The organism is Aggregicoccus sp. 17bor-14 (genome assembly GCF_009659535.1).
Taxonomy (GTDB): domain Bacteria; phylum Myxococcota; class Myxococcia; order Myxococcales; family Myxococcaceae; genus Aggregicoccus.
The window spans coordinates 172,360-196,144 of sequence record NZ_VJZZ01000008.1; the positions used below are offsets into that span (position 1 = coordinate 172,360).

Annotated in this window: 25 protein-coding genes; 6 read left to right on the forward strand and 19 right to left on the reverse strand. The window is 71.2% G+C overall.

The window, feature by feature from the left end:
• Positions 1 to 246 precede the first annotated feature (246 nt).
• Positions 247 to 699, reverse strand: coding sequence for a cytidine/deoxycytidylate deaminase family protein (locus FGE12_RS16840; RefSeq protein ID WP_153867505.1), 453 nt, complete (start codon positions 697 to 699; stop codon positions 247 to 249).
• Between the two features lie 211 nt (positions 700 to 910).
• On the opposite strand from FGE12_RS16840, the gene FGE12_RS16845 reads away from it, so the two are divergent.
• Positions 911 to 1,255, forward strand: a complete 345-nt coding sequence (locus tag FGE12_RS16845; RefSeq protein WP_194797955.1) for a copper-binding protein — start codon at positions 911 to 913, stop codon at positions 1,253 to 1,255.
• Here the strand turns inward: FGE12_RS16845 and FGE12_RS16850 are convergent.
• On the reverse strand, positions 1,252 to 2,103 hold the full coding sequence (locus FGE12_RS16850; protein ID WP_153867507.1) for a S1C family serine protease: 852 nt from the start codon (positions 2,101 to 2,103) through the stop codon (positions 1,252 to 1,254). The genes FGE12_RS16845 and FGE12_RS16850 overlap by 4 nt on opposite strands.
• Before the next feature lie 139 nt (positions 2,104 to 2,242).
• On the reverse strand, positions 2,243 to 4,495 hold the full coding sequence (locus FGE12_RS16855) for a serine protein kinase PrkA (RefSeq protein WP_194797956.1): 2,253 nt from the start codon (positions 4,493 to 4,495) through the stop codon (positions 2,243 to 2,245).
• A gap of 183 nt (positions 4,496 to 4,678) precedes the next feature.
• Here FGE12_RS16855 and FGE12_RS16860 point away from each other — a divergent pair, with 183 nt between their 5' ends.
• On the forward strand, positions 4,679 to 6,199 hold the full coding sequence (locus FGE12_RS16860; RefSeq protein ID WP_153867508.1) for an Hsp70 family protein: 1,521 nt from the start codon (positions 4,679 to 4,681) through the stop codon (positions 6,197 to 6,199).
• A gap of 81 nt (positions 6,200 to 6,280) precedes the next feature.
• Here FGE12_RS16860 and clpX read toward each other — a convergent pair whose 3' ends face one another.
• The 3 genes from clpX to FGE12_RS16875 all read right to left on the reverse strand — a co-directional run bounded on the left by clpX (position 6,281) and on the right by FGE12_RS16875 (position 9,353).
• Positions 6,281 to 7,558 carry an ATP-dependent Clp protease ATP-binding subunit ClpX gene (gene clpX / locus FGE12_RS16865; RefSeq protein ID WP_194797957.1) on the reverse strand — a complete coding sequence of 426 codons (1,278 nt, stop codon included), beginning with the start codon at positions 7,556 to 7,558 and terminating at the stop codon, positions 6,281 to 6,283.
• A gap of 200 nt (positions 7,559 to 7,758) precedes the next feature.
• Positions 7,759 to 8,388, reverse strand: a complete 630-nt coding sequence (locus FGE12_RS16870; protein WP_153867509.1) for a hypothetical protein — start codon at positions 8,386 to 8,388, stop codon at positions 7,759 to 7,761.
• A 56-nt stretch (positions 8,389 to 8,444) separates the two neighbouring features.
• On the reverse strand, positions 8,445 to 9,353 hold the full coding sequence (locus tag FGE12_RS16875; protein ID WP_153867510.1) for an AgmX/PglI C-terminal domain-containing protein: 909 nt from the start codon (positions 9,351 to 9,353) through the stop codon (positions 8,445 to 8,447).
• An 80-nt stretch (positions 9,354 to 9,433) separates the two neighbouring features.
• Here FGE12_RS16875 and FGE12_RS16880 point away from each other — a divergent pair, with 80 nt between their 5' ends.
• Positions 9,434 to 10,264, forward strand: a complete 831-nt coding sequence (locus FGE12_RS16880) for a tRNA pseudouridine(38-40) synthase TruA (protein WP_370459033.1) — start codon at positions 9,434 to 9,436, stop codon at positions 10,262 to 10,264.
• Between the two features lie 25 nt (positions 10,265 to 10,289).
• On the opposite strand, the gene FGE12_RS16885 is transcribed toward FGE12_RS16880, so the two are convergent.
• The 8 genes from FGE12_RS16885 to FGE12_RS16920 all read right to left on the reverse strand — a co-directional run bounded on the left by FGE12_RS16885 (position 10,290) and on the right by FGE12_RS16920 (position 14,732).
• A complete protein-coding gene (locus tag FGE12_RS16885; RefSeq protein ID WP_153867511.1) occupies positions 10,290 to 10,454 on the reverse strand; it encodes a ribbon-helix-helix domain-containing protein in 165 nt (54 codons plus the stop codon).
• Between the two features lie 90 nt (positions 10,455 to 10,544).
• A complete protein-coding gene (gene larE, locus FGE12_RS16890; RefSeq protein ID WP_153867512.1) occupies positions 10,545 to 11,459 on the reverse strand; it encodes an ATP-dependent sacrificial sulfur transferase LarE in 915 nt (304 codons plus the stop codon).
• Between the two features lie 98 nt (positions 11,460 to 11,557).
• Positions 11,558 to 12,310 (reverse strand): adenylyl-sulfate kinase, encoded by a 753-nt coding sequence (gene cysC, locus FGE12_RS16895; protein WP_228530859.1) that lies wholly within the window; start codon positions 12,308 to 12,310, stop codon positions 11,558 to 11,560.
• Between the two features lie 154 nt (positions 12,311 to 12,464).
• Complete coding sequence (locus tag FGE12_RS16900; RefSeq protein ID WP_194797958.1) at positions 12,465 to 12,893, reverse strand: Mov34/MPN/PAD-1 family protein; 429 nt, start codon at positions 12,891 to 12,893, stop codon at positions 12,465 to 12,467.
• Positions 12,890 to 13,504, reverse strand: coding sequence for a ThiF family adenylyltransferase (locus tag FGE12_RS16905; protein ID WP_153867514.1), 615 nt, complete (start codon positions 13,502 to 13,504; stop codon positions 12,890 to 12,892). The genes FGE12_RS16900 and FGE12_RS16905 overlap by 4 nt, the downstream gene beginning before the upstream one ends.
• A gap of 7 nt (positions 13,505 to 13,511) precedes the next feature.
• Positions 13,512 to 13,784 carry a ubiquitin-like small modifier protein 1 gene (locus tag FGE12_RS16910; RefSeq protein WP_153867515.1) on the reverse strand — a complete coding sequence of 91 codons (273 nt, stop codon included), beginning with the start codon at positions 13,782 to 13,784 and terminating at the stop codon, positions 13,512 to 13,514.
• A gap of 1 nt (position 13,785) precedes the next feature.
• A complete protein-coding gene (locus FGE12_RS16915; protein WP_153867516.1) occupies positions 13,786 to 14,028 on the reverse strand; it encodes a sulfurtransferase TusA family protein in 243 nt (80 codons plus the stop codon).
• Positions 14,016 to 14,732: a ThiF family adenylyltransferase gene (locus tag FGE12_RS16920; RefSeq protein ID WP_370459034.1), complete on the reverse strand. Its 717-nt coding sequence runs from the start codon at positions 14,730 to 14,732 to the stop codon at positions 14,016 to 14,018. Before FGE12_RS16920 ends, FGE12_RS16915 begins: the two co-directional genes overlap by 13 nt.
• A gap of 175 nt (positions 14,733 to 14,907) precedes the next feature.
• Between FGE12_RS16920 and FGE12_RS16925 the strand changes: the two genes are divergently transcribed.
• The 3 genes from FGE12_RS16925 to FGE12_RS16935 all read left to right on the forward strand — a co-directional run bounded on the left by FGE12_RS16925 (position 14,908) and on the right by FGE12_RS16935 (position 17,594).
• Positions 14,908 to 15,474, forward strand: a complete 567-nt coding sequence (locus tag FGE12_RS16925) for a hypothetical protein (protein WP_153867518.1) — start codon at positions 14,908 to 14,910, stop codon at positions 15,472 to 15,474.
• 106 nt (positions 15,475 to 15,580) lie between these two features.
• Entirely contained in the window at positions 15,581 to 16,867 is a 1,287-nt protein-coding gene (locus FGE12_RS16930; protein ID WP_194797959.1) for a sensor histidine kinase, read from the forward strand.
• Positions 16,868 to 16,883: 16 nt separating this feature from the next.
• Entirely contained in the window at positions 16,884 to 17,594 is a 711-nt protein-coding gene (locus tag FGE12_RS16935) for a response regulator transcription factor (protein WP_194797960.1), read from the forward strand.
• Between the two features lie 18 nt (positions 17,595 to 17,612).
• Here FGE12_RS16935 and FGE12_RS16940 read toward each other — a convergent pair whose 3' ends face one another.
• The 5 genes from FGE12_RS16940 to FGE12_RS16960 form a co-directional block, all read right to left on the reverse strand.
• Positions 17,613 to 18,590 carry a hypothetical protein gene (locus FGE12_RS16940; protein WP_153867520.1) on the reverse strand — a complete coding sequence of 326 codons (978 nt, stop codon included), beginning with the start codon at positions 18,588 to 18,590 and terminating at the stop codon, positions 17,613 to 17,615.
• A gap of 128 nt (positions 18,591 to 18,718) precedes the next feature.
• Complete coding sequence (locus FGE12_RS16945; protein ID WP_194797995.1) at positions 18,719 to 19,795, reverse strand: AI-2E family transporter; 1,077 nt, start codon at positions 19,793 to 19,795, stop codon at positions 18,719 to 18,721.
• A 298-nt stretch (positions 19,796 to 20,093) separates the two neighbouring features.
• Entirely contained in the window at positions 20,094 to 20,213 is a 120-nt protein-coding gene (locus FGE12_RS16950) for an aminopeptidase (RefSeq protein WP_153867522.1), read from the reverse strand.
• Positions 20,214 to 20,262: 49 nt separating this feature from the next.
• The gene (locus FGE12_RS16955; RefSeq protein WP_153867523.1) at positions 20,263 to 21,591 is read right to left on the reverse strand and encodes a P1 family peptidase; all 1,329 of its coding nucleotides are present in this window, start codon (positions 21,589 to 21,591) and stop codon (positions 20,263 to 20,265) included.
• 36 nt (positions 21,592 to 21,627) lie between these two features.
• The gene (locus tag FGE12_RS16960) at positions 21,628 to 23,778 is read right to left on the reverse strand and encodes an ATP-grasp domain-containing protein (protein ID WP_153867524.1); all 2,151 of its coding nucleotides are present in this window, start codon (positions 23,776 to 23,778) and stop codon (positions 21,628 to 21,630) included.
• Positions 23,779 to 23,785 lie beyond the last annotated feature (7 nt).

Consider the following 23,785-nt stretch of genomic DNA (forward strand, 5'->3'; position numbering starts at 1 on the left):
CGTTTGATGCTTGCCCGTCCCCTCCCCGCCCTGCTGCGGCGAGGATTTAGGAATGGGTACCCGGGGCGTCAACCCTCGGTCAGTAATTCTTGCCGCGAGTGGCAAATTCCCGTTGGGGAACAGGTACTTAGGGAGGGCCCGAAGTGTCCGGGGGCAGACGTTCGGCGCGCGCGCCGCAGCGGCTCCATCCGCTAGCGGACAGAGTGCGGGCCGGGGAGCCGATGGACGGGATCAGGAAGCGGGCGCCTAGGGCGCCGCGGGCGGGAGCGCGGCGTTGCCGAGCCCCACCAGCTCCAGCTGCAGGCGCGCGGCGTACTCGAAGATGCGCGGGTCCCGGTAGAACTCGCCGTACACGATGCGCCGGCAGCCGCTGTTGGCGATGAGCTTGAAGCAGGGCCAGCAGGGGCTCGCCGTCGTGTAGATGGTGGCCCCGTCGATCGCCACCCCGTTCTTCGCGGCCTGGATGATCGCGTTCGCCTCCGCGTGCACCGTGGCCACGCAGTGCCCGTTCTCCATCAGGTGCCCCACCTCGCTGCAGTGGGGCAGCCCGCGGATGGAGCCGTTGTAGCCGGTGGAGAGGATGGTCTTGTCGCGCACGAGCAGTGCGCCCACGTGCTTGCGATCGCAGGTGGCGCGGCTCGCCACCTGCCGCGCGATGTCCATGAAGTACTGATCCCACGAGCTGCGCGTGTCGGCCATAGGTACGCAGGCTCTAGGCCCGGCGGCCCCGCGTGTCAAAGAAGGGCCCCCGTGCCCGCTGTCGGCCCCTGAGCAGTTGAGCGGCCCCTGCCGCCACCTGCGGCTGGCCGCCCGCCCGCCCCGTACACATTTTTCCAGTCGAAGTTCGCGGGAAGGTGGGACGAGCGCGATGCGGGGCTGGGGCCGGGGTTTCGCAGTGGGGCTGTGCGTGATGGCAGGGCAGGCGCTGGCGGCGGAGACCGCGGGGGCCGTCGCGTCCGACGCCACGTCCGACTTCACGTCGGAGGTGCGCGAGCTGAGCTCCGTGGAGGGGCAGATCTCGCGCGTGGACCTGGCACAGGGCACCGTGACGCTGCAGCGCGCCGAGGGCGAGCTGGTGATGCGCGTGGACGCCGGGACCACGATCTTCCTCGCCGGGCGCACCGGGGAGCTGAAGGAGCTGAGCGCGGGCCAGCGCGTGCGCGCCGCCTACGAGCAGGCGCCCGATGGGCGCGGCGCCGTGGCGCAGTGGATCGAGCTGGCGGTGGTGGACGGCGTGCGGGGCCGGGCGAACTAGCGCCGCGCGGTGGTGGCCGGCCGCGCCTGGAGCAGGCGCCCGTAGCCCTTCTCCTCCAGGAAGCGGCGCACCTTGCTCGCGGGCGCGGCGAAGGTCTCGCCGGGCATGGGCACGTCGAAGCTGTAGCTCTGCTCGGCCACGTCGAAGCCCACCTTCGCGGTGCGGTAGCCCTCCACGATCGCGAGCAGCCGCCCGGTCTCGAGGCTGAACACCCCGCCTCCCGACGCGCCGTAGCCGATGGGCGCATCCGTCTTGAGCATGCGCGGGCTCTTGAGGGCGCGGTCCCACTCCACCTGGGACACCATGCCGCCGGACAGCGAGATGGACTTGCCGAAGGGGCTCGCGGCCACCACCACGTCGCCGCCCGGCTCCAGCTCGCTGTCGTCCGCGAGCTGCGCGGGCGGCAGCTCGAGGCCCCGCACCCGCAGCAGCGCGAGGTCCATGTCCGGAACGCTTCCCTGGGCGAGCGGCTCGGCCGGGTACTCGTGCACCTCACCCTGGCGCTCGAGCGTGACGAGCATGCGCGGCGCGGTGAGCCCCTCGGTGTCCAGCGCGTGCGCGTTGGTCAGCACGTAGCTCACGCTGCCGTGGGCGGTCAGCTCCGAGCCGATCACCACGCCGGAGGCGGTGCGCTTGGCCTCCCCGTCCTCTTCGACGACGAAGCGCACGTTGTGCGGGAGGATGCCGCGCACCAGCTCGCGGCGCGTGGGGCGCGCGGCCTCCTCGGCGAGCACCCGCTGCGCGCTCGGGGTGAGCAGCGAGGTCTGCGCGGCACGCTCCTTTGCCGAGGGACCGGCACACGCGGCGAGCGCGAGCAGGAGGGGCGAGCCCAGCAGGAAGCGGTTCAAATCGGCACCTCAGGCGAAGCGGGGTGGAAGCGCTGCAGTGGGGGCAACGGCTGCGGCAGAGCGAGATCTTCCGCCCGCACCGCGGTGGGAGAAAAGCACCCCACCACCCCACCCCACGCCCGGATGCCTGCTCACACCGCTAGACGTAGCGGCGCTTCATCAGGAAGAGGATGGCGTCCTTCGCGCAGTGCTCGCAGTAGCCGTAGCGCGCGCTCATCGTCTCCAGCGTGCTCTGCACCTGCGCCTGCTCGCGCGGGCTGAGCGAGGCGCGCTCCTCGGAGAGGTACTTGAGCACGTTCTCCTTCTGCTTGCGCAGCACCCGCTTGCGCTCCTCGTAGTAGTGGTCGCGCAGGCGGCGGAAGAGGTCCGGGAAGATGCGCGCGTAGTCGAGCTCCGCGTCCGGGTGATCCATGCGGTAGGCGCCCACGCCGCTGATGAGGCCGCGGCGGAAGTCGCCCGCGTCCTCGCCGCGCGGCATCACGATCGCCTCCAGCTCCGCCATGCGGTGCTCGTCCGGGCGCTCCATCTCGCCCGTCACCCGGTTGCGCAGCTTCTCGCCCTTCACCCAGTGGCTCGCGTGCACCATGTAGCGCTCCACCAGCTCGCGGTACTGGCCCTCGGAGACCAGGCCCATCGAGTCGCGCACCTCCGCGTCCACCCGGTCCAGGTACTCGGCCTCCACCACCTTCACGAACTCCTCGTGGTCGTGGTAGCCGTCCACCACCTCCTGCTGCAGGAACTCGTACACGCTCTTGTCCTTGCAGAGCGCCTCGAGCTCCTCGAACACCGCGAGCGCGTTGAGGCAGCGGTAGTCCGTGTTCTGCGCGGCGTTGAAGAGCGCCGTCTTGATCTCCCGCGCGCTCGCGCCGCTGCGCCCCTCGTAGTTGGGGTACGCGTCGCTCTCCTCGTAGAGCTCCTGGCGCAGGCGCCGCAGCTCCTTGAGCTGCGCCTGGCCCAGCCGGTCCGGCGCCCTGCCCTCTTCATACAGGCGCGCCTTCTCCACCGGCGCGAGGTGGTCCACCAGGCTCTTCACCTCCTGGGGATAGCGGTCCGGGATGGGCTTCTTGAGCCGGGTGAGCACCGCCCACATCGCGGCGACGGCGGTCGCGTGCGGCGCCACGTGCTTGCCCACGGTGGTGGGGGTGATCTGCGCATCGTAGATCTCCTGCTCCGTGCGGTAGCGGCGCAGGTAGGGCACGCGCACCAGCTCGATGCGGCCCTTGAAGGACGCGAAGTCCGGCAGCTCCTTGAAGGCGGCCAGGTGCTTCTCGTTCGCGCTGGCGATGAGCACCTCGTCCAGCTGCAGCACGAAGTGCTCGAGCGGCACCTGCCCCGTCTCGCTGAAGCCCAGTAGGTACTTGAAGGCCTCGAGCGGGCGCTTGAGCAGGTCCGAGTACTCGATGAGCCCGCGGTTCGCGTGCACCAGGGGGCCGTGCGGCTCGAAGAGGGCCACGTTGTGCAGGGGGGCCGGCACGCTGAGCTGCTGGCTGCGGTCCGCCGTGACCTGGAGGTACGCCGCGTCCACGCTCATCTGCGGCTCCACGGTCACCGTGGAGACCTGGTAGCGCCGGCTCACGTAGAAGCGCTCCACCTGCACGTGCCGCAGCACCTTGAGGTAGTCGCCCTTGTAGGTGGCCAGCAGCGCCGCGTAGACGCGCCGGCACTTGTGGCACAGCTCGCCGTGCAGCACGTAGTCCGAGAGGATGAAGTCCTCGGCGCCCGGGCCCTTGCCCTTCGCCTCGCCGAGCGCCTGCTCCAGCAGCTTGCGCCGCTCGGGCGCCGGCACCACGAAGAGCGGGTGGTCGCGCAGCTCGCAGGCGAGCCGCAGGTCGATGGCCTCGCCCTCCAGGTGCGCGAAGGAGCCGAGCTCGCCGCCGCTCTCGCCCGCGCCGCGCTCCCCGCCGAAGCCGATGGAGCCCTTGATCAGCTTGTCCGAGGGGAACACCCAGCGCAGCCGGTACAGCGCCCCCTCCGGCTGGCGCGAGTAGTGCTCCATGCCCGCCTTGAGCGCGTTGACGAGGCTGCTCTTCGCGCTGCCGTTGGGCCCGTGCAGGAGGATGAGCTTGTTGATGCGGCCGGCGCGCGTGAAGTTGCCCAGCAGCCGGTAGAGCGCGTTCTGCACCTCCTCCTGGCCTGCCACGCGCCCGTCCCCCTCGCCGTGCGCCACGTCGAAGAGCTTGAAGCGGCGGATGTGCCCCGAGGGGTGCGCCACCTGCTCGGTGCCGAAGTGGTCCATCACGTCGCGCAGGTACTGGGCCGCGTTGCGGGCCTGGCCCCGCGGGTCCGCGAGGAAGAGCGCGACGTACTCCTCGAAGGACAGGAGCGACCGGTTCCTCACGAAGTCGTGGGACACCTCTGCGCCCACGCTCTGCAGAAAGCGCTTGGCCTCCACGTGGCACTCTCCCCTGGCCTGCTCGGTTGGCGTGTTCCAGCAGGATTCTAACCCCGGTGGGCCCACCTTGCTTCCTCCCCACCGGAGACTCGCGCTCCATCCGCTACTGAACTAACCTCGCAGCCTCGCCACTCCTCGGGCCGGCCACTCGGCCCCTGGAGCCCTGCCCGGAGCCGCCGCAGCATGCACAAGGAGCCCATCATCGGGATCGACCTCGGCACGACGAACTCGTGCGCGGCGATCGTGGAGGACGGCGGGAACGTGAAGCTCATCCCCTACAAGGGGGGCGAGTACACCATCCCGTCCATCTTCGCGATCGACGACAAGGGGAACGAGCTCATCGGCTACGAGGCCAAGCGCCAGTGGCAGCTGAACCCGAAGAACACCGTCTACGGCGCCAAGCGCCTCGTGGGCCGCACGTACAAGAGCGACGTGGTGGACACCATGCGCAAGGTCGTGGCGTACAGCATGCGCCCCGGCAAGAAGAACGACGTGGTCTTGGACGTGGGCAAGCGCGAGTTCAACCTGCAGGAGATCAGCGCCAAGATCCTGCACAAGATCCGCGACGTGGCCGCGAGCCACCTGAAGCAGCCCATCCGCCGCGCGGTCGTCACGGTGCCCGCCTACTTCAACGACCGGCAGCGCCAGGCGGTGAAGGACGCGGGCAAGCTCATCGACCTCGAGGTGGTGCGCATCATCAACGAGCCCACCGCCGCGGCGCTCGCCTACGGGGCGGGCAAGGGCCTGAAGCAGAAGGTGGTGGTCTACGACCTGGGCGGCGGCACCTTCGACGTCTCCATCATCGAGATGCGCGGCCAGGTGTTCGAGGTGAAGGCCACCGGCGGCGACATCTTCCTGGGCGGCATCGACTTCGACAACGCGATCATCCAGCACGTGCTCAAGGACTTCGCGGGCAAGACGGGCATCGACCTGTCCACGGACCCCGTGGCCATGCAGCGCATCAAGGACCTGGCCGAGCGCACCAAGATGGACCTCTCGGCGCGCGAGGAGGTACCCTTCCACATCCCCTTCATCACGATGACCAGCCAGGGCCAGCCGCTGAACATCGAGCTGAAGTTCACGCGCAAGATGCTCGAGCAGCTCACCAGCGCGCTCGTGGACAAGACGCTGCAGATCGTGGCGCGCGTGCTGGTGGACTCGGGGCTCAGCACCCAGGACGTGGACGAGGTGCTGCTCGTGGGCGGGCAGACGCGCATGCCCATCGTGCAGGACCGGCTCCAGAAGTTCTTCGGCAAGGCGCCCAGCAAGGGCGTGCACCCGGACGAGGCGGTGGCCATCGGCGCGGCGCTCTACGCGCACTCGCTGCAGGACGACACCAACCTCAAGATCCAGCTGCTGGACGTGATCCCCATGGCCATCGGCCTGGAGAAGGCGGGCGGCGCGTTCCACACGGTGTTCCCGCGCAACGCGCCCATCCCGAACGCGAAGCAGCTCCTGGCCACCACGAGCTTCGACCAGCAGACCGAGCTCGCCATGCGCATCTTCCAGGGCGACCACGACCAGGTCTCGCGCAACGAGCTGCTCGGCGAGTTCACCTTCTCCGGCATCCGCGCGGACCGCGCCGGCAGCGTGCAGGTGGAGATCACCTTCGACGTGAACATCGAAGGCATCCTCACCATGCGCGCGCGCGACCCGTCCACCGGGCGCGAGATGAAGACCACGGTGCGCGTGACGCAGAGCTGAGGGGCGCCCCCAAAGCGAAGCCCCCGCTCCCTCGAAGGGGAGGCGGGGGCCGCGGGGAGAGCGCCGGCGCTCCGCAAGCCGCTACGCCGACTTCTTCTCCTTCTCCATCACCAGCTGGGGCGGCTCGTGCTTGGTCACCACGGTCTCGGTGATCTTGCACTCCTTCACGCCCTCGCGGTACGGCACGTCGTACATGATGTCGAGCATGGCGTCCTCCATGATGGCGCGCAGGCCGCGCGCTCCGGAGTTGCGCCGCATGGCCTCGCGGGCGATCGCCTTGAGGGCCTCCTTGGAGAAGGTGAGCTTGACCTTCTCCATCTCGAACATCTTCTGGTACTGCTTCGTCAGCGCATTCTTCGGCTGGGTGAGGATGATGACCAGGTCCTCTTCCTTGAGGTCCATGAGGGTCGCCACCACCGGGAGGCGGCCGACGAACTCGGGGATCATCCCGAAGCGCATCAGGTCCTCGGGCTCGGTGAGCGCGAGCAGCTCGCCCACGCTGCGCTCCTCCTTGTGGGTGATCTTGGCCCCGAAGCCGAGGCCCTTCTCGCCCACGCGCCGCTTGATGATGTCGTTGAGGCCGTGGAACGCGCCGCCGCAGATGAACAGGATGTTCGTCGTGTCGACCTGCACGTACTCCTGCTGGTTGTACTTCTTGCCGCCGCGCGGGGTGACGTTGGCGCGCGTGCCCTCGATGATCTTGAGCAGCGCCTGCTGCACGCCCTCGCCGCCCACGTCGCGGGTGGCGCTGGGGGTGTCGCCCTTGCGGGCGATCTTGTCGATCTCGTCGATGTAGACGATGCCGCGCGCCGCCTTCTCCACGTCGTAGTCGGCGTTGTGCAGCAGGTTCTGGATGATGTTCTCGACGTCCTCACCCACGTAGCCGGCCTCGGTGAGGCTGGTGGCGTCCGCGATGGTGAAGGGCACGTTGAGGAAGCGCGCGAGGCTCTGGGCGAGCAGCGTCTTGCCGCTGCCGGTGGGGCCCACGAGCAGGATGTTGCTCTTGCTCAGCTCCACGTCCTCGCCGCCGGGCGCCTTCACGCCGGGGCGGGGCCGCGCCGCGGGCTTCTTCTGGTAGATGCGCTTGTAGTGGTTGTAGACGGCGACGGCGAGGACCTTCTTCGCCTGGTCCTGCCCGATGACGTAGTCATCCAGGAAGGCCTTGATCTCCGCCGGGGTGGGCAGGCTGACCTGGGGCTTGCCCTCGTCGCGCTCCGCCTCGTCCGCGATGATGTCGTTGCACAGCTTGATGCACTCGTCGCAGATGTAGACCGTCGGCCCTGCGATGAGCTTGCGCACCTCGCGCTGCGACTTTCCGCAGAACGAGCAGGACAGGTTGACGTGGTGCTCCTTCTTCACTGCGACCTCCGAGTTCGCCCGGGCCCCGAATCAACGGAGCGTACATCACCCTGACCGCCCCACACCCGCCTGGCCGCCCACGTCTCGAACAGCCGTCCGCCAAAATATAGGACGCTGTCCGGGCCGCAGGAAGCCCACCTTCAGGATGGCGTTGCCGAGCACACACGCTGCCGGCTCCGCCCGGGTTCACTAACAGCCCGTCAGCTCGCGTTCACGCCACTCGCCAGCTCTTCCACGTCGTCTGCCAGGGCGGCAGCGCGCTCGGCGACCGGGGAGGGAACCTTCCCACAGCCCGCGAGCTCGCTCGCGAGCCGGCGCGCCGCCTGCGCGAGCCGGCGCAGCTGCAGGTCCTCGCTCGGCGGGGGCGGCGGGGGCTTGGGGAAGCGCTCGGAGAACTCGCGCTTGAGCTCGGTGGCGGGCTTCTCGGGGTTCCAGATGCTGTCGCGGATGGAGCGGTACTCGGAGGGCGAGAGCTGCCCGCGCGCCTCCGCGTCCGCCAGCACCTCCACCACCTCGAAGGCGGGGGCTCGCTGGGGGAAGTCCTCCTGCTGCAGCGCCTCGTCCCCCTCGTGCTTGGCGAGGAAGCTGAACGAGCGGGTGAGCTTGAGGGCGGTCTGCTTCTTGATGTGCAGCTCCTTGAGGCAGTAGGCCTCGAAGGAGGCGTAGCCCCACTCCTCGAACTTCCCCTCGTCGCGCACCTGGATGAGCAGCTTGCCCAGCTCGGCCCAGGTGCTCTTGAACCGCTTGGCGGCCACGACCACGGTGTGCCGGAAGGTGCCGGCGGGGATGGACTGCGCCTTCTTCTGGAGATCGGCCTCGGCGACGGACATGCCCCCGGGTATCGCCCGGCCCTGCGGGCGGGGCAAAAAAAGCGCCCCGCCCTGCCCTAGCCCGGCCGCCCCGCGATGTTGAAGGACAGCGCCACGGAGGCGCCGTCGCCCTCGGTGCGCTGGAAGGGCCACTTCTGCAGCTCGCGCAGGAAGCACTCGTAGAGCGGGCCCTGCTTGAGGCTGGGGTTGTCCACCCAGAGGCGGGTGACGCGCCCGTCCGCACCCACGGTGAACTCGATGGGGACGCGGATGGCGATGCCGGGCTGGCGCTGCGCCTCCTCGCGCAGGCAGGGGTAGAGCGTGCGCTGGTGCGCCTTCACCACGCGGTTGATGCCCTCCTGGTCGATGACCGCGGTCTGCATGCCGTCCGCGTCCGAGCCCTCGGCCGTCATGGCGCGCGGGCCGGCGGCGGCCGGGCGGCGGTCGCCCGTGCGCGAGGCGCTCGCGCCCTTCGCGCTGCTGCCGCTGCCCGCGCGGCGCGCGTCCGGGTACTCCACCAGCTCCTCCTGGGGCCCGCGCGCGCGGGCGAGCGTGATGGTGGGCGGCTCCACGCTGATGTCCTCGAAGCCCGCCTCGGACGCGCCCTCGCCGAAGCTGCCGTGCACCGCGGCGTAGCGCGCCACGCGCCAGGCCACGCCCGCGAGCAGCAGCGTGACGAGCGCGCCGGCGCCCACGGCGATGCCGAGCTTGCGGTTGCGCTGGGCCCGCGCGGCGCGCTCGGCCGCATCCACGCGCGCCTTGGCCTCGGCCTTGGCCACGTGCACGCGGAACGCCTCCACGTCACCCAGGCGGCGGAAGCCGCGCTCGCCCAGCGGCGCCACCTCGGTCGCGCCGCTCACCTCGCCCGCGTAGAGCTTCTCCACCAGCTGGGCGTCCGTCACCGGGCCCAGCAGCAGCTCTCCCTGGCGGTAGAGCCAGCGGCCGGCGCCAGGCGCCACCTTCCTCGAGTCGTGTCCGGCCATCATGGGGCGTGCGAGTATCGTCGCCGCCGCCTCACCTCCGCAATGTGGCCTGCTCCCCTTCCCCTGCCTTTTCTTCGCTCTCCGTGAAGCGCACACCTGCCGCCCTGTGGATCTGGTACCGCGGAGGCCCCTTCCGCGGCTTCCAGCGTCAGCCCGAGGGGCCCACCGTGCAGGAGGCGCTGGAGGCGGCGCTCGCGCGCGCCGGCGTCCCGAGCACGGTGATGCCCAGCGGGCGCACCGACCGCGGCGTGCACGCGCGCATGCAGGTGGTGAGCGTGCGCCTGCCGCCGGGGGACAGCGCGGAGGCGCTCGCGGCGCGGCTCGCGCCCGAGCTGCCCCAGGGGCTCGTGGGGCTGTGCGCCGCGCGCAGGCCCGCGCCCTCCTTCCATGCCCAGTGGAGCGCCTCGGGAAAGGAGTACCGCTACCGGGTGCAGCTCGAGGGCGCGGCCTCGCCCGCGTGGGCCGGCGCCTGCTGGAGCGCGCGCGAGGAGCCGCGGCTCGCGGGGCGCGAGCTCTCTGCGGAGAGGCTCGCGCGCAGGCTCGCGCAGGCGGTGGGCACGCGCGACTTCCTCGCCTTCCACGAGCGCTCGAGCCCGCAGAAGCCGCGCACGCTGGAGCGCGCCGAGCTCGTCGCGCTGGGTGGGGGGCTCTACGAAGCGCGGCTGCGCGGCGACAGCTTCGCGCGCTATCAGGTCCGCTACCTCGTGGGCTCCGCGCTGCTCGCGGCCGCGGGCGTGCTGGACGAAGCCGCGTGGGAGGGAGCCCTGATGCGCGCCGAGCCCGTCCCCGGGCTCAAGGCGCCGGGACACGGGCTCGTGCTCTGGGAGGTGCGCTATCCGGCGGAGCTGGATCCCTTCTCCGCCGCCGAGCGCGCCTGCCCTCCGGGACTGCCGGAGGGGCCGCCCTTCACCTGAGGGCGGCCCGGCGCATCAGCGCTCGTCAGTCGACGAGGCGGTCCTCGTACTTCTCCAGCAGGTCCGAGATCGCCTCGCGCAGGTACTCGCTCTGGCGGATGCGCGTGGAGCGGGAGAGATCCTTGAGCGTGTCGAGCTTCTCGCGCTGGAGCCGGAAGACCACAGAGGTGAGGCGGGGGGTGCTGTCCATGTGTGTGCGACCTCCTACAGGTGCGCACACATTGCCACGGAACTGTCTCTCGGCAAGAAAATCACCTTCTGAACGGCACGTGCGCCGCGATCAGCCGAGCACCGGCAGCGGCACGCGCTCGGGGGCGTTCCCGGAGGCTTCCGGGGAGCCCGCGGAGTGCACGGCGATGCCCGCGGCCTCGTTGAGGCGGCCCGAGCGGAAGGGCTCGAGGTCCAGCGCGACGAACTTGAAGCCCAGCGCCTTGAGCGCGCGGTCCACCTCGAGGCGCAGCGCGGGCGAGAGGAAGCGCTCGTGCTCCTCGGCGGCGAGCTCGATGCGCGCCACCTCCTGGTGGTAGCGCACGCGGAAGGTGCGGAAGCCCCGCTCGCGCAGCACGGACTCGGCGCCGGCGATCTGCAGGAGCCGGTCGCGCGTGACGGCGGTGCCGTAGGGGATGCGCGAGGCGAGGCAGGCCATCTGCGGCTTGTCCCAGGTGGGCAGCTGCAGGGCGTGGCTCCAGGCGCGGATCTCCGCCTTGGTGAGGCCCGCGGCCGCGAGCGGGCTCTGCACGCGGTGCTCCTGCGCGGCCTTGTGCCCGGGGCGGTGATCCTTGAAGTCGTCCGCGTTGAAGCCGTCCAGCACCACGGCGAGCCCCAGCTCCTGGCGCTTCTTCTCGCAGAGCGCGTAGAGCTCGGTCTTGCAGAAGTAGCAGCGGTTGGTTGGATTCGCGGCGTACTGCGCGTTGTTCAGCTCGTCGTTGGCCACGAGCAGGTGGCGCGCCCCGATGCGCTCGGCGAGCGCGCGCGCCTCCTGGGCCTCCTCGGGCGCGAGGGACGAGGACACCGAGGTCAGCGCGAGGGCGCGCTCGCCCAGCTCCTCCACGGCGATCTTCAGCACGAAGGTGGAGTCCACGCCGCCCGAGAAGGCCACGAGCGCGGAGCCCTGGGCCCGCAGGGAGGCGCGCATCTGCTCGAGCTTGGGGCGCGAGGCCTCGCACAGGGACTGGATCTGCTCGGCGTTCAGCATGGGGCGGGCTCCAAACGGCAACGCCCCGGAGACGGCGTCCGGGGCGTGCGGGACTGCAGGGACCTCTAACCCGGGGAGCGCCCGGGGGAGAGCCTTTTTTAGCGGGCCTTGCGCTTGGGCGCCGCCGGCGCCTTCTTGGCCGCAGGCTTGCCCACGCGCGCGGCGCGGGTGGCGGGGCGGGCCTTCACGCCCTTGTCCGCCTTGGGGGCCTTGGGCTCCTCGCGGCGCGCGTTCTTCTTCGCGGGCAGCGGGTTGGCCTTCATCTTCTTGCCGGTGATGACCTTCAGGTCCTCGGCCGTCACGTAGCCCAGGTCGAGCAGGGACTGGAAGATGCGCAGCGCCCCCTCCTCCACCGTCTCCTGGTCCGAGCGCATGGTGACCTCGGGAGAGGTGGGCGGCTCGTAGGGCTCGGTGATGCCGATGAAGTTGGGGATCTCACCGGAGAGGGCCTTCTTGTACTTGCCCGTGGTGTCGCGCTGGATGAGCTTCTCGGTGGGGCAGTCCACGTAGACCTCCACGTAGCGCCCGATCGCCCGGCGGTTCTCCTCGCGGCTCTGCTTGTAGGGGCTCACCGCGGCCACCAGCGCCGCCACGTTGTTGCGCGTGAGCAGGCCCGCCACGTAGCCGAGCCGGCGGACGGACATGTTGCGCTCCTCCTTGGAGTCGCCCGCGCCCTTCCAGAGCTCGTCTGCCACCTCGCCCTCGTCGAGGATCTCCACGTTCCGGCCCACCTGCCGGAGCCTGGCCGCGATGTAGGCAGCCATGGTGCTCTTGCCGGAGGCGGACATGCCGGTAAGCCAAAGGGTAAATCCGTTTTGCTGGGCCATAAGGGTCTGAACTCCCTGCGTCAAAGCGCCGAATCGAACGCCCGCGGAAAGGGCACGGCTGATCCAGAAGCTGGCGCTTTCTACACGAAAACAGGGGCACTTGACAATTTGGGCCCGGCTTTCCCCGGAGTGAGGGGCGAGCGGCCAAGCTTCCGAAACGACTTGCTACAGGGATGTTTCACGGCGCCGCAGTGCGCCAGGCTTCCCTGAAATCCCCATCCTCGAAACGCCAGGCCCGCAGCTCCCCTGCCCGGCCCGCGTTCACCGCGACCACCAGCTGGAGGGTGCCTGGCAGCAGGGCCTGCCCGCCCGGGGCGGCCGCCGCCCGGTCCGCCGCCGACAGCGAGGCGGCCCCGTCCGGGTGGGAGTGGAACACGCACGCCACCCGCTCCCCCCGCGCGTCCGCGGCCCGGCACAGCGCGAGCCACTCTCCCGGCTCGAAGGCGAACCCGAGCCGCGGGTCTCCCGCCGCCGCGTTGCGCAGCGCCGTGGCGCGCAGGTCCTCCGACCCCTCGAGCACCACGCCGCAGCCCTCTTCGGGGTAGGCGCGCTCGAGCAGGCGGCAGATCTCTGCGAGCAGCGCAGGCGCGTACGGCACGCGGCTCACGCGCAGCGCTCGCAGACGGGCAGTGCACCCGGGCGCAGCACGCCTGGCGCCTCGAGCAGCAGCAGCCCTGCGGCAGGCCCCTGCCCCAGCACGAGCCGCTCGAGCAGCAGTGCTCCGAGCGCGCCGAGCGCGACCCCGAGCGCTCCGCCCGGCGGCGCGGCGAGCGCCTCCGCCGCGCGCGCAAAGCAGCCCGCGCACGCCGTGGGGCCCCGGAAGAGCACCGCGCCCTGCCCTCCCCGGGCACCCAGCGCGACCCAGGGAGCGGGCCCCTCGAAGTGCGCCGGCAGCTCGGCGAGCTGCGCGCGAGGCGGCGCCGTGGGCACGGCATCGGGGTTGAAGTCCGGGAGCTCGCGCGCGAGCAGCTCCGCGGCGCTCTCGCCCACGGCGGAGGCCGGCGCGAGGAAGCCGGGCGCCCCGGGGCCGAGCGCGCGCGCCGAGGCCTCGAGCGGAGAGCCCGCCGCGGCGAGGTAGGCCGCCGCGGTGCAGCCGGCCGTCTCCGCCACGTCCACGCGCACCCCGCCGTCGAGCAGCGCCTCCTGGCCGCGCCCGCCCACCTCGCGCAGGAGGATCTGCCGCGAGTAGCGCTGGATCTGCTCCTCCCGCAGCGCCATGCCGTGCCTACCCTCCCGCCATCGCGGGCACCAGCGTGACCCGGTCCGCGTCGGCGACCGGCGTGTCCAGCTCCTGCAGGAAGCGCGCGTCCTCGTCGTTCACGAAGACGTTCACGTAGCGGCGCACGCGGCCCTGCGCGTCCAGCAGCCGCGCGCCCAGCGCCGGGTGCTCGGCCGAGAGGGCGCTCAGCACGTCGCGCAGGGTCGCGCCCGGCACGCGCAGCTCCGCGCGCTCGCCCGCGAGGCTGCGCAGGGAGGTGGGGATCTTCACGGTCGCCATCTCACGCCCCTCCCTGCTTGCGGATGAGGAGGCGATGCGTTCCGGAGGGCAGGCGCTCCAGCCCGAGCACCTCGTGCCCCTCCTCGCGCGCGCTGCGCGGCACGTTGCGAAGGGGCTCGTCGCCGGTGAGCAGCACCTCGAGCAACTCCCCGGGCGCGAGCGTCTCGAGCCGCAGCTTCGTGCGCACGTAGGTCATTGGGCACACCTCGCGGGTGATGTCGAGCGTGGCCTTCACCTCTGGCATCTCAGCTCCTCCCACGGCACGCCCGAGGCAGTGCCGGCACAGCCCGGGCAGCCGGCCACCCGCTCCACCCGAAGCGTGCGGCTGCGCAGCTGCGCTCCGTCTAGCACGTGCAGCGCTGCGGCCGGGCCCACCTCCGCGCCCGCGAGCGACTCGAGCGCGAGCTGCGCCTGCAGCGCCCCCACCCAGCCCGCCATCGCGCCGAGCACGCCGGCCTGCGCACAGGTGGGCACCGCCTCCGGATCCGGTGGCTCCTCGAAGAGGCAGCGAAGGCAGGGGCCCTCCGGCTCGATGCGCATCGCCTGCCCCTGCATGCGCAGCACGCCCGCGTACACAAGGGGCACGCGCGTGGCCTTGGCCAGGTCCGAGAGGAGGAACTTCGTGGCGGTGCCGTCCGTGGCGTCCAGCACCACGTCGTGCGCGGCGAAGAGCGCGGGCGCGTTGGAGGCATCCACGCGCGCCACCTGCCGCTCCACCTGCAGCGCGGGGAAGGCGCGCGCGAGCCCCTCCGCGGCGCTGTCCACCTTCCAGCGGCCCACGTCCGCGCCGCGGTGCCACAGCTGGCGGTGCAGGTTGGTCACGTCCACGCGGTCGGGGTCCACGAGCGTGAGGTGGCACAGGCCGGCGCGCGCGAGCGCGAGGCTCGCGGGGCAGCCCAGCCCGCCCGCGCCGACCACCAGCACGCGCGCCTCTTCCAGCGCCCGCACGCGGCGCGCGCCGGCGGCAGGCCCCGGGGCGGGAGAGGCGGGAGAAGGGAGTGGACCGGACATCGTGAGGCGACAGGGGCTGGTCCGGCGGCCGCAGCCGAATATCCTGCGCGCCGACGAGTCAGTGCTTCCGAGCCCCATGCCCGTCATGCACCCGCCCTACCCCTCAGGACATATGAAAAACCTGCGCCACGCGCTCGCCTTTTCCGCCTCCGTCCTCCTGCTCGCCGGTTGCCCGAAGAAGGGCGTGGAGTCCCCCGAGCGTCCCGACGCCGCTCCCACCGCGAGCACCGGCTCCTCCAGCGCCAGCCTCTCGGCGCCCGAGGACGCGGGTGCCCCGCAGGCCGTGGCCACCGAGGGGGCGGACGGCGGCACCGCGTTCGAGGGCAGCGCCACCGCGGCCGCCGGTGCCGCCACGGCCTCGACCGATGCGGGCAACAGCGCGATGACGGGCGGGCTGAAGCAGGCCGCGCAGAAGGCCACGCGCGACGCGGGGACGGCGGGCAGCGCGAGCACTGCGAGCGGCGCGACCGATGCCGGCAGCGGCAGCGCGAGCAGCGCGCGCGAGGCCTGCGTGGACCGCTGGCTCGCGAGCCACCAGCTCGATCGCTACGGCAACCCGCGCGGCACGGTGTACGCCGGCGGCTCGCCGCTCTTCGACGAGAGCACCGGTCAGAGCACCGACCGGCTCGAGTACGTTTTCGCGCGCAAGCCGGACGCGAAGAGCGCGTGTCCGCAGTAGCGCGGTAGATTTCCCGCAGGGCCGTGTGCCGCGCCGCAGCGGCACGCGTTATTCACCGGGAGGGGGCTGGTCAGCGGGTGCGGGGTCCCCGCACAATCGCGGTGCCGTGGACACGCCCTCCTTCACGCTCGCGTCGCAGCACCCGGATGGCCTTCGCGCGCGCGTGCGCGAGGTGCTCGAGCGGCGGCGGCTCACCGACCGCGTCTCCGCGCAGCAGGCGCAGGCCTCGTGGGAGCAGGACCGCTTCGTGGCGCGCGCGCAGGCGCTGTTCTACGCGCGGATGATGTTCCTCACGCTGGGCCTGCTGATCCTCGCGGTGCCCACGTGGTCGCTGTACTTCGGGCTCACCGGGCCCTACGCCTTCGCGGGCTACTTCGCGATGCTGCTCTACAGCGTCGCGAACTTCCTCGTCATCGATCTGCCGCGGGCCGGGCGCTGGGTCACCTACGTGACCCTGTGCTGGGACCTGCTGATCATGGTGTTCCTCATCGCCAAGCCGCAGGTGGGCGGCGGCCTGCAGAGCCCGCTGCTCGCCACGCAGCTGCTCTTCACCACGCTCTTCGCGATCCTCTTCCCGCGCCCGCTCGCGATCCTCCCGCCGCTGCTCGCGCTGCCGGTGACCACGCGCCTGGACCTGTTGCTGGACCGCGCGGTGACGGCGATCGAGCTGCTCACCCTGCTGTGGTACTCGGCGCTCAACTTCATCATCGTCTACGTGGTCGTGTACCTGAACGAGCGCGAGGCCGCGGCGCACCGCGAGGTGGTGGAGCTGCAGGGCGACCTCAAGGAGCTCGCGGTGGTGGAGGAGCGCAACCGGCTCGCGCGCGAGATCCACGACGGGCTGGGCGCCTCGCTCTCCACGCTCATCATCCAGTCCGAGTACATGTTGGGGCTCGCGCGCGAGGAGCCGCTGCGCCAGGAGATCCGCGAGCTGAAGAGCGGCGCGGAGGAGGCCATCGAGGAGCTGCGGCGCAACCTGCAGCTGATGCGCGAGGACTTCGAGCTCGCGCAGGGGCTCGAGGACTACGTGAAGACCTTCCGCGAGCGCACGCAGCTGGACGTGCGCTTCGAGCGCAGCGGCGCCACCGAGCGGCTCGCTCCGGACGTGCAGCTGGCCCTGTTCCGCGTGCTGCAGGAGTGCCTCACCAACGCGGCGAAGCACGCGGGAAGCGCCTCGGTGTGCGTGCGGGTGCAGCTCGCCTTCGGCGCGGGCCGGGTGGAGCTGCGCGTGGAGGACGACGGCCAGGGCTTCGAGCCGGGCCGCACGCCGCGCGGACATTACGGCCTGCTCAACATGCACGAGCGCGCGATGCAGATCGGCGGCGCGCTCGCGGTGGACTCGGCGCCCGGCGCCGGCACCCGCGTGCACCTGACCCTGCCCTCACCTGCCTGAAAGACGGAGCGCCCCCTTGGACACTCTCGCCGAGCAGCAGCCCAGCGCCCCCATCCGCGTGTTCGTGGTGGAGGACCAGACCCGCATCCTGAAGAACCAGCTGCGCCTGCTCGAGGCGAGCCCGGACCTCGAGATCGTGGGCACGGCGCTCTCGGGCGAGAGCGCGCTCGAGCAGGTGGAGCGCGCGCGGCCCGACGTGCTGCTGCTGGACCTGGGCCTGCCGCGCATGAGCGGCATCGACGTGACGCGCCACGTGAAGGCCCAGCACCCGCGCATCGAGATCCTCATCTTCACCATCTTCGACGAGGAGGACCGCGTGCTCGAGGCCGTGAAGGCCGGGGCCTCCGGCTACCTGCTCAAGGGCACGCCCGCGGACAAGATCGTCGAGGCGATCAAGGAGGTCAGCGCCGGGGGCACGGTCATCCAGCCGAACCTCGCGCGGCGCCTGCTGCGCCACTTCCGCATCGAGCCGGACGCCGCCCCCCGCACCGCCGCGGAGCCGGCCGCGGGCCTGGACGAGGAGCCGCTCAAGCCGCTCAGCGACCGCGAGCGGGAGATCCTCCAGCTCATCGCGAAGGGCGTTTCGAACAGCGAGGCCGCGCGGTTGCTGAGCCTCTCCAAGGCCACCATCCGCACGCACCTGGAGCACATCTACCGCAAGCTCGAGGTGACCAACCGCGTCGAGGCGGTGACCGAGGGCATCCGCAAGGGGCTCATCTCGGTCTAGGCGCCCGGCGGGCCCGCGTCAGTAGCGCAGGGTGACGGCCCAGTACGCGGAGGTGACGGTCTCCTCCGCGACGCCGCCCTCGTCCCAGCCGGCCAGCGTGCCCGCCCCGCTGTAGTGGTCGCGAAAGCGGGTGAGCTGCACGCGCGCCACGTAGCCGAAGGGGCCCCACACCTCGCCGCTCAGCCCCAGGCGCGCGGACCAGCCGCTGGAGGACACGCTGTCTCCGAAGCTGCGCGTCTCGAGCGTGCGCTGCTCCGCGCTGCCCAGCCCGCGGCCGGTGCCCGGCGAGAAGAAGTACTGGGCGCCCGCCTCCAGCTGCGCGCGGCGTGCGAGCGGCACCAGTGTCTCGAGGCCCACCGCAGGAAAGAGCCGGTGGGTGTTGAACTCGAGGTGCTCCTCGCCCGAGAGGGCGAAGCTGCGGCTCTGCGCCCCTGCGCGCACGCCCACGTAGCCTGGCAGCCCCAGGCCGCGATCCCAGAGCGTGAACGGGTAGCGGTAGAGGGCCGCGAGCGCCAGGGTCAGATCCTGCGCGGTGATGGACTCGGTAGGCGTGGAGGCGCTGCCGGAGGTGCGGTTGATGCCGAGCCGGTTGAAGGCGTGCGCGTACTCGAGCGAGGCCCCGAGCCCGTTCACCCACGAAAGCTTCTCGGCGAAGGGCAGCACCTCGGCCTCGAGCGCGAAGCCGAGGTACACGGAGGCCGCCTGGTCCACGCTGGTGCCCGCGAGCGCGGGGTCCTGGCGCGAGTCGAAGTCGGCGCAGCGCCCCACTCCGGGGCGCGCGCAGTAGCTGCGCCAGTTGCTCGTTCCCCCGAGGCGCACCCGCACGCGCGGGCCATGCACCGGCGCGGGCGGCGTGGCCACCGGCGGCGGCGGCGAGACAGGGTCGGAGACCGGGGCAGAGGCCGCGGGCGCGGGGGCCTCGGCCGCAACGGCCCGGGCGGGCTCGGGCGGCGCTGCGGGCGCTGCGGGCGCGGCGAGCAGCAGCGCGGCGGCCACGGCGGCCCCCCACGCGGGCGCGGCGGGCCGGGACCTGCAGGGGCGGCGCATCTCGGGCGGGGTCGAGGCCTTCATCAGGGCCCGCGAGGTTCACCCACCCCGCGGGCGAAGTCCAGGCACCGCGCGCTTCAGGGCTGCGGGTAGTCCAGCGCCGTGGCGATGACCGGCTGCGCCTTGGCGAGGAAGTCGCGGCGGTAGATGCGCACCATGGCCATGAAGATGGACGCGATGAGCGGGCCCACCAGCAGGCCCATCATCCCGAACACGGCGAGGCCGCCGAACATGGAGAGGAACACCAGCAGCGGGTGCAGCGTCATGCGCGCGCCCACCAGCTTGGGGCGGATCACGTTGTCGATGCTGCCCACCAGGAAGGTGCCCCAGGCGAGCAGGAACACGCCCTCGCTCACCTTGCCGGTGACGATGAGGATGACGCCGATGGGCCCCCAGATGAGGCCGGTGCCGCCCACCGGGATGAGCGAGACCAGCACCATCGCCGCGCCCCAGACGCCTGCGTGCGGCACCTTCGCGATGAGCAGCCCGACGAAGCCGAGCGCGCCCTGGATGATGCCCGTCACGGTGTTGCCGTAGACGATGGCGTACGCCACGTCCGTGAACTCGTGGCAGAAGGCGGAGATGTAGCGGCGGTCGAGGGGGACCAGGCGCGTGACCTCGGCGACGAGGCGGCGGCCATCGAGGAAGAAGTAGTACATGGCGACCGTCATCAGGAAGAGGTCCACCACGAGCTCGGTGCCCTCCTGGAGCACCTCCGTGAGCACGCTCGCGCCGGCGGCGGCGGCCGCGCTCAGCAGGCGCTCCATGTGCTGGCCCTCGGGGTCCAGGCGCACGTAGCGGCGGATGCCGCGCGGCAGGCTGGTGAGGAACTGGCGGCGCAGGTCCACCTGGTCGAGCAGGTCCTGCGCCTGGTCCGCGAGCCCGAGCAGCTCGCGCGCCACCATCCAGCCGATGGCCGCGATGGGCACCAGGATGAGCAGGAACACCACCGTGGTGGCGAGCGCCGCCGAGAGCTCCCGGCGCTGACGCGTGCGCTGGCAGATGCCGTCGTAGAGCGGGATGAAGAGGACGACCAGGAAGCCGCCCAAGAGCACCGGCATCAAGAACGGCAGGATGATGCGCGAGAAGAGAATCAGCGCGAGGACGAAGAGTCCCGCGAAGATGTAGTTCGACCACCGCCTGGCATCCAGCACCGTCACCGCCCACCCACCCCGTCGGCCCAACCCCGCACCACTCCCCGCCGAACGGAGCCAACCTACGGACGGTGCCCAGGGCGCGGAAGTCCCCCACCCGGCGCGCGCACGCTGATCGCGACTTCTCAACGCTTGGGGAAAAAGGGCCGCCCGGATCACCCACAGGGGCCTACAGCTGCTGCCGCACGCGCCCGGGGCCCAGGACGGGCCCCGGCGCTGCGCGGTGACCCGCCCCTTCACGGCCAGCCGCCCGGATAAGGGCGGAAGCGCGGGGAGCGGGCACGGGGACGGCGCGCGGCTACTTCTTCTTCGTCGCGCCCTCGGCCTTGGCGGCCTCCTTCTGGCGCTTGGCGCGCTTCTTCCACGCCTGCTTGATCTTCATCTGCACGCGGCGGTGCTTGCTCTTGCTACGGGCCATCTGGGCTCTCCGGGCTAGGACTAAAAGGCGGGTGCTGCGAAAGGCTGGGCTACGTATCAGAACTTCCACCCGAAGTGGAACCCTCAGCTTCTCCGGGGGCGGGCTTGGTGGGGTACGGGATGCCCTCCGCCCCCCGCACGGCCGTGGGCAGGGCGCTGGAGACGGTCACGTCCCCCTCCTTGTCCACGTCGCTCGGCCGCTCCCTGGACGCCGGAGCGCTCGACTGCCCAGGCCGCTTCTTCACCGTGGCGAAGACGGGCTTCACCGCGTCCACGAAGCGGCGGACCTCGGCGAGCGGGAGTGCCTGGCAGTAGTTGTCGTTGGCGCCCACCATGGGGCTCGCCATGCACATGGAGTTGAGGATGGCCTCCTCGGTGGCCTCCATCACCGCCTCGTAGAGGGGGTCCAGGCGCTGATCCAGGAGGATCTTCATCTTGTAGACCATCTTCTGGGTGCGCCTCGGGATGATGTTCGCGGTGCTGAAGCCCACCACGATCTCCCCCGAGCCGTGCGCCGCGTAGCTGCCCACCCGCCCGATGCCCAGCCCCACGCGCTTGCAGAGGCGGTTGAGCTGGTGCGGCAGCAGGGGCGCGTCCGTGGCCACCACGGCGATGATGGAGCCGTAGGTCTGCCCGCGGCGCGGCGCGTTCTTGAACTTCTCGGCCAGCACCTCGCCGATGGGCAGGCCGCCCACGCGCAGGTTGTGCATCTTGCCGAAGTTGGACATCACGAGGACGCCCAGCGTGTAGCCGCCCAGCGCCTCGGGCAGCTTGCGCGAGGAGGTGCCGATGCCGGCCTTGAAGTCGCACGTCACCATGCCGGTGCCGCCGCCCACCGCGCCCTCGGCCACCGGGCCGCTCTTCGCGTTGCGGATGGCCTCGAACACGTGCGAGTCGCGCACGTGGCGCCCGGTGATGTCGTTGAGCCAGCTGTCGTCGCACTCGCCCACGACAGGGATGATGACGTCGTGCTCGTCCCCGATGCCCGGGTACTGCTCGACGAGGTAGCGCGCCACCGCGTCGCTCACCGCGCCCACGGCCATGGTGTTGGTGAGCAGGATGGGCGTCTCGAGCAGGCCCCACTCCATCACCTGCGTCATGCCGGAGACCTCTCCGGCGCCGTTGAGCACGAAGCCGCCCGCGCTCATCCGGTCCATGAAGATGTTGCCCAGGTTGGGCATGATCGCCGTCACGCCGGTGCGCACCGGGCCGTGCCCCGGACGCAGGGGCCCCGAGCCCTGGATGAGCGTGGTGTGCCCGACGAGCACCCCGTCCACGTCCGTGATGGCGTTGTACTTGCCCGGCTTGAAGCGGCCGAGCGGCAGGCCGAGCTCGCGGGCGCGCACCCGCGGCTCGTTCATTTCGGGGCTCTCGAGCATGGCGTGCTCGACCCTAGGCGCGCGCGCGCCTGAACGCTAGGCCTTCACCTCGAGCCGGGGCTCGCCCGGGCTGGGCACCGCGGGCTTCTCCTCGGAGCCCTGCGGCTTGACGAAGCTCGCGCCCGCGCTCGCGGGGGCGCCCTCGCCGCTCGCCTTGCGCTGCTCGCGCTCCTTGTAGCGGCGGATGGCGCCCGCCATGATCTCGCCGATGAGGCCGCGGTAGTCCATGCCGGCGCCCTTGGCGATGAGCACCAGGTCGCTCCAGTCCGGCGTGAGGCCGGGCAGCGGGTTGCACTCGATGAAGTAGACGCGCCCCTTCTCGTCCATGCGGAAGTCGATGCGCGCCACGTCCCGGCAGCCCAGCGCCATGAACGAGCCGCGCGCCGCCGAGCGCAGGCGCTCGATGGTGGCGGGGTCCACCTTGGCCGGCACGTCGTAGCGGATGCGGTCGTTCCAATCGAGCTTGTGCTGGAAGCTGTAGACCGGGTTCTTCTCCTCCTTGTCCAGGAAGACGATCTCCATGGGCGGCAGCACGCGCGGGCGGCGCTCGCCGAGCAGGCCCACGGTGAACTCGCGGCCGGAGATGTACTCCTCCACGAGCGCGGGCTGCTTGTACTTGCCCACCATCTCCTTCACGACCTCGCGCAGCTCCGCCTCGCTGTAGCAGACGCTCTTGCTCACCACGCCCTTGGAGGAGCCCTCGGCCACCGGCTTCACGATGAGCGGGAAGGTGGTGAACTCCTTGAGCAGGCGCTCCTTGCCCGTGGTCATCAGCTGGAAGTTGGGCGTGTGGATGCCCGCCTGGCGCACGATCTTCTTCGCCAGCGCCTTGTCCAGCGCGAGCGAGAGCGTGGCCGGATCGCTCCCGGTGTACGGGATGTCCATCAGCTCGAGCATCGCGGGCACCTGGCTCTCGCGGTTGCGGCCCTTGAAGCCCTCGGAGATGTTGAACACGAAGTCCACCGGCGTGGTCGCGAGGATGCTGGGCAGCTCGCTCGTCGCCTCCAGGTCCACCACCTCGTGGCCCCAGCTGGCAATGGCCTCGCGGATGGCCTGCAGCGTGGTGGGTGAGTCGTACTCGGCCTCGGAGTCCTCGCTCGCGTCCCAGGTGGGCTTGATGCGCTTCACGTTGTAGGCGAAGCCCACGCGCAAGGGGCCGCTCTTGCGCGCCGGCTTGCTCGAGCGGCGCGACGAGTCCTTGATCTTGTTGCGCTTGGCGGCGCTCTGGATGACCGAGCCGATGACGGCGTCGAAGTGCAGCCCCTCGAGCTCCGCGGCCGCGTAGATGCCCGCGCCCGGCTCCAGGCTGGGCAGCGCGTTGATCTCCAGGAAGTAGGGCACGCCCGCGTCCGAGAGCCGGAAGTCGATGCGCCCGAGGTCCCGGCAGTCCAGCTGCTGGATGATCTTCTGGGCCATCGAGCGCACGTCCTCGGAGGTGCGCTCGGAGAGCTGCGCCGGGGCGCGCACGCTCACCGCCTTCTCGCTGCGCGTCTTCAGCTCGTAGTCGTAGATGGCGTAGCGCCGGCCGGACACCACCGCGGGGTCGATGACGTACTCCACGGGGCAGAGGACGCCGTCGTAGTCGTTGTCCACCGCGGCGAGGAAGGGCACGGTGAGGTCGCGCCCGGTGATGTACTCCTCCACCAGCACGCCGGCCGGGTACTTGGCGAGCGCCTGCGCGACCTTCTCGCGCACCTGGTCCACGGTCTCCGCGACCGAGTCCTGGGTGATGCCCTTGGAGGAGCCCTCGAAGTTGGGCTTCACGATGACCGGGAAGCGCAGGTCCTCGGCCTTGAGCTCGCTGAGCTTCTCCACGTACTGCCAGCCCGGCGTGCGGATGCCGTGCTTCTGCAGCACGAGCTTGGTGAGCTGCTTGTCCAGCGTGACCGCGAGCGCGTACGCGTCCGAGCCGGTGTACGCGAAGCCCAGCTCGTCGAAGAGCGCCGGGTAGAAGGCCTCGCGGAAGCGGCCGCGGCGCCCCTCGGCGGTGTTGAAGATGAGGTCCGGGCTGTAGGCCTCGAGCCGCGCCACCGTGCGGCTCGCCGGCCCGCTCACCTCGAAGCGCTCCAGGCGGTGGCCCAACCGCTCGATCGCGGCGCCGAGCGCGTTCACCGTCTCCTGGGTGTCGAACTCCGCCTCTTCTTCCGAATCGGACAGCTTGAGGTTGTACGTCAGCGCGATGCGCAAGGCCCTG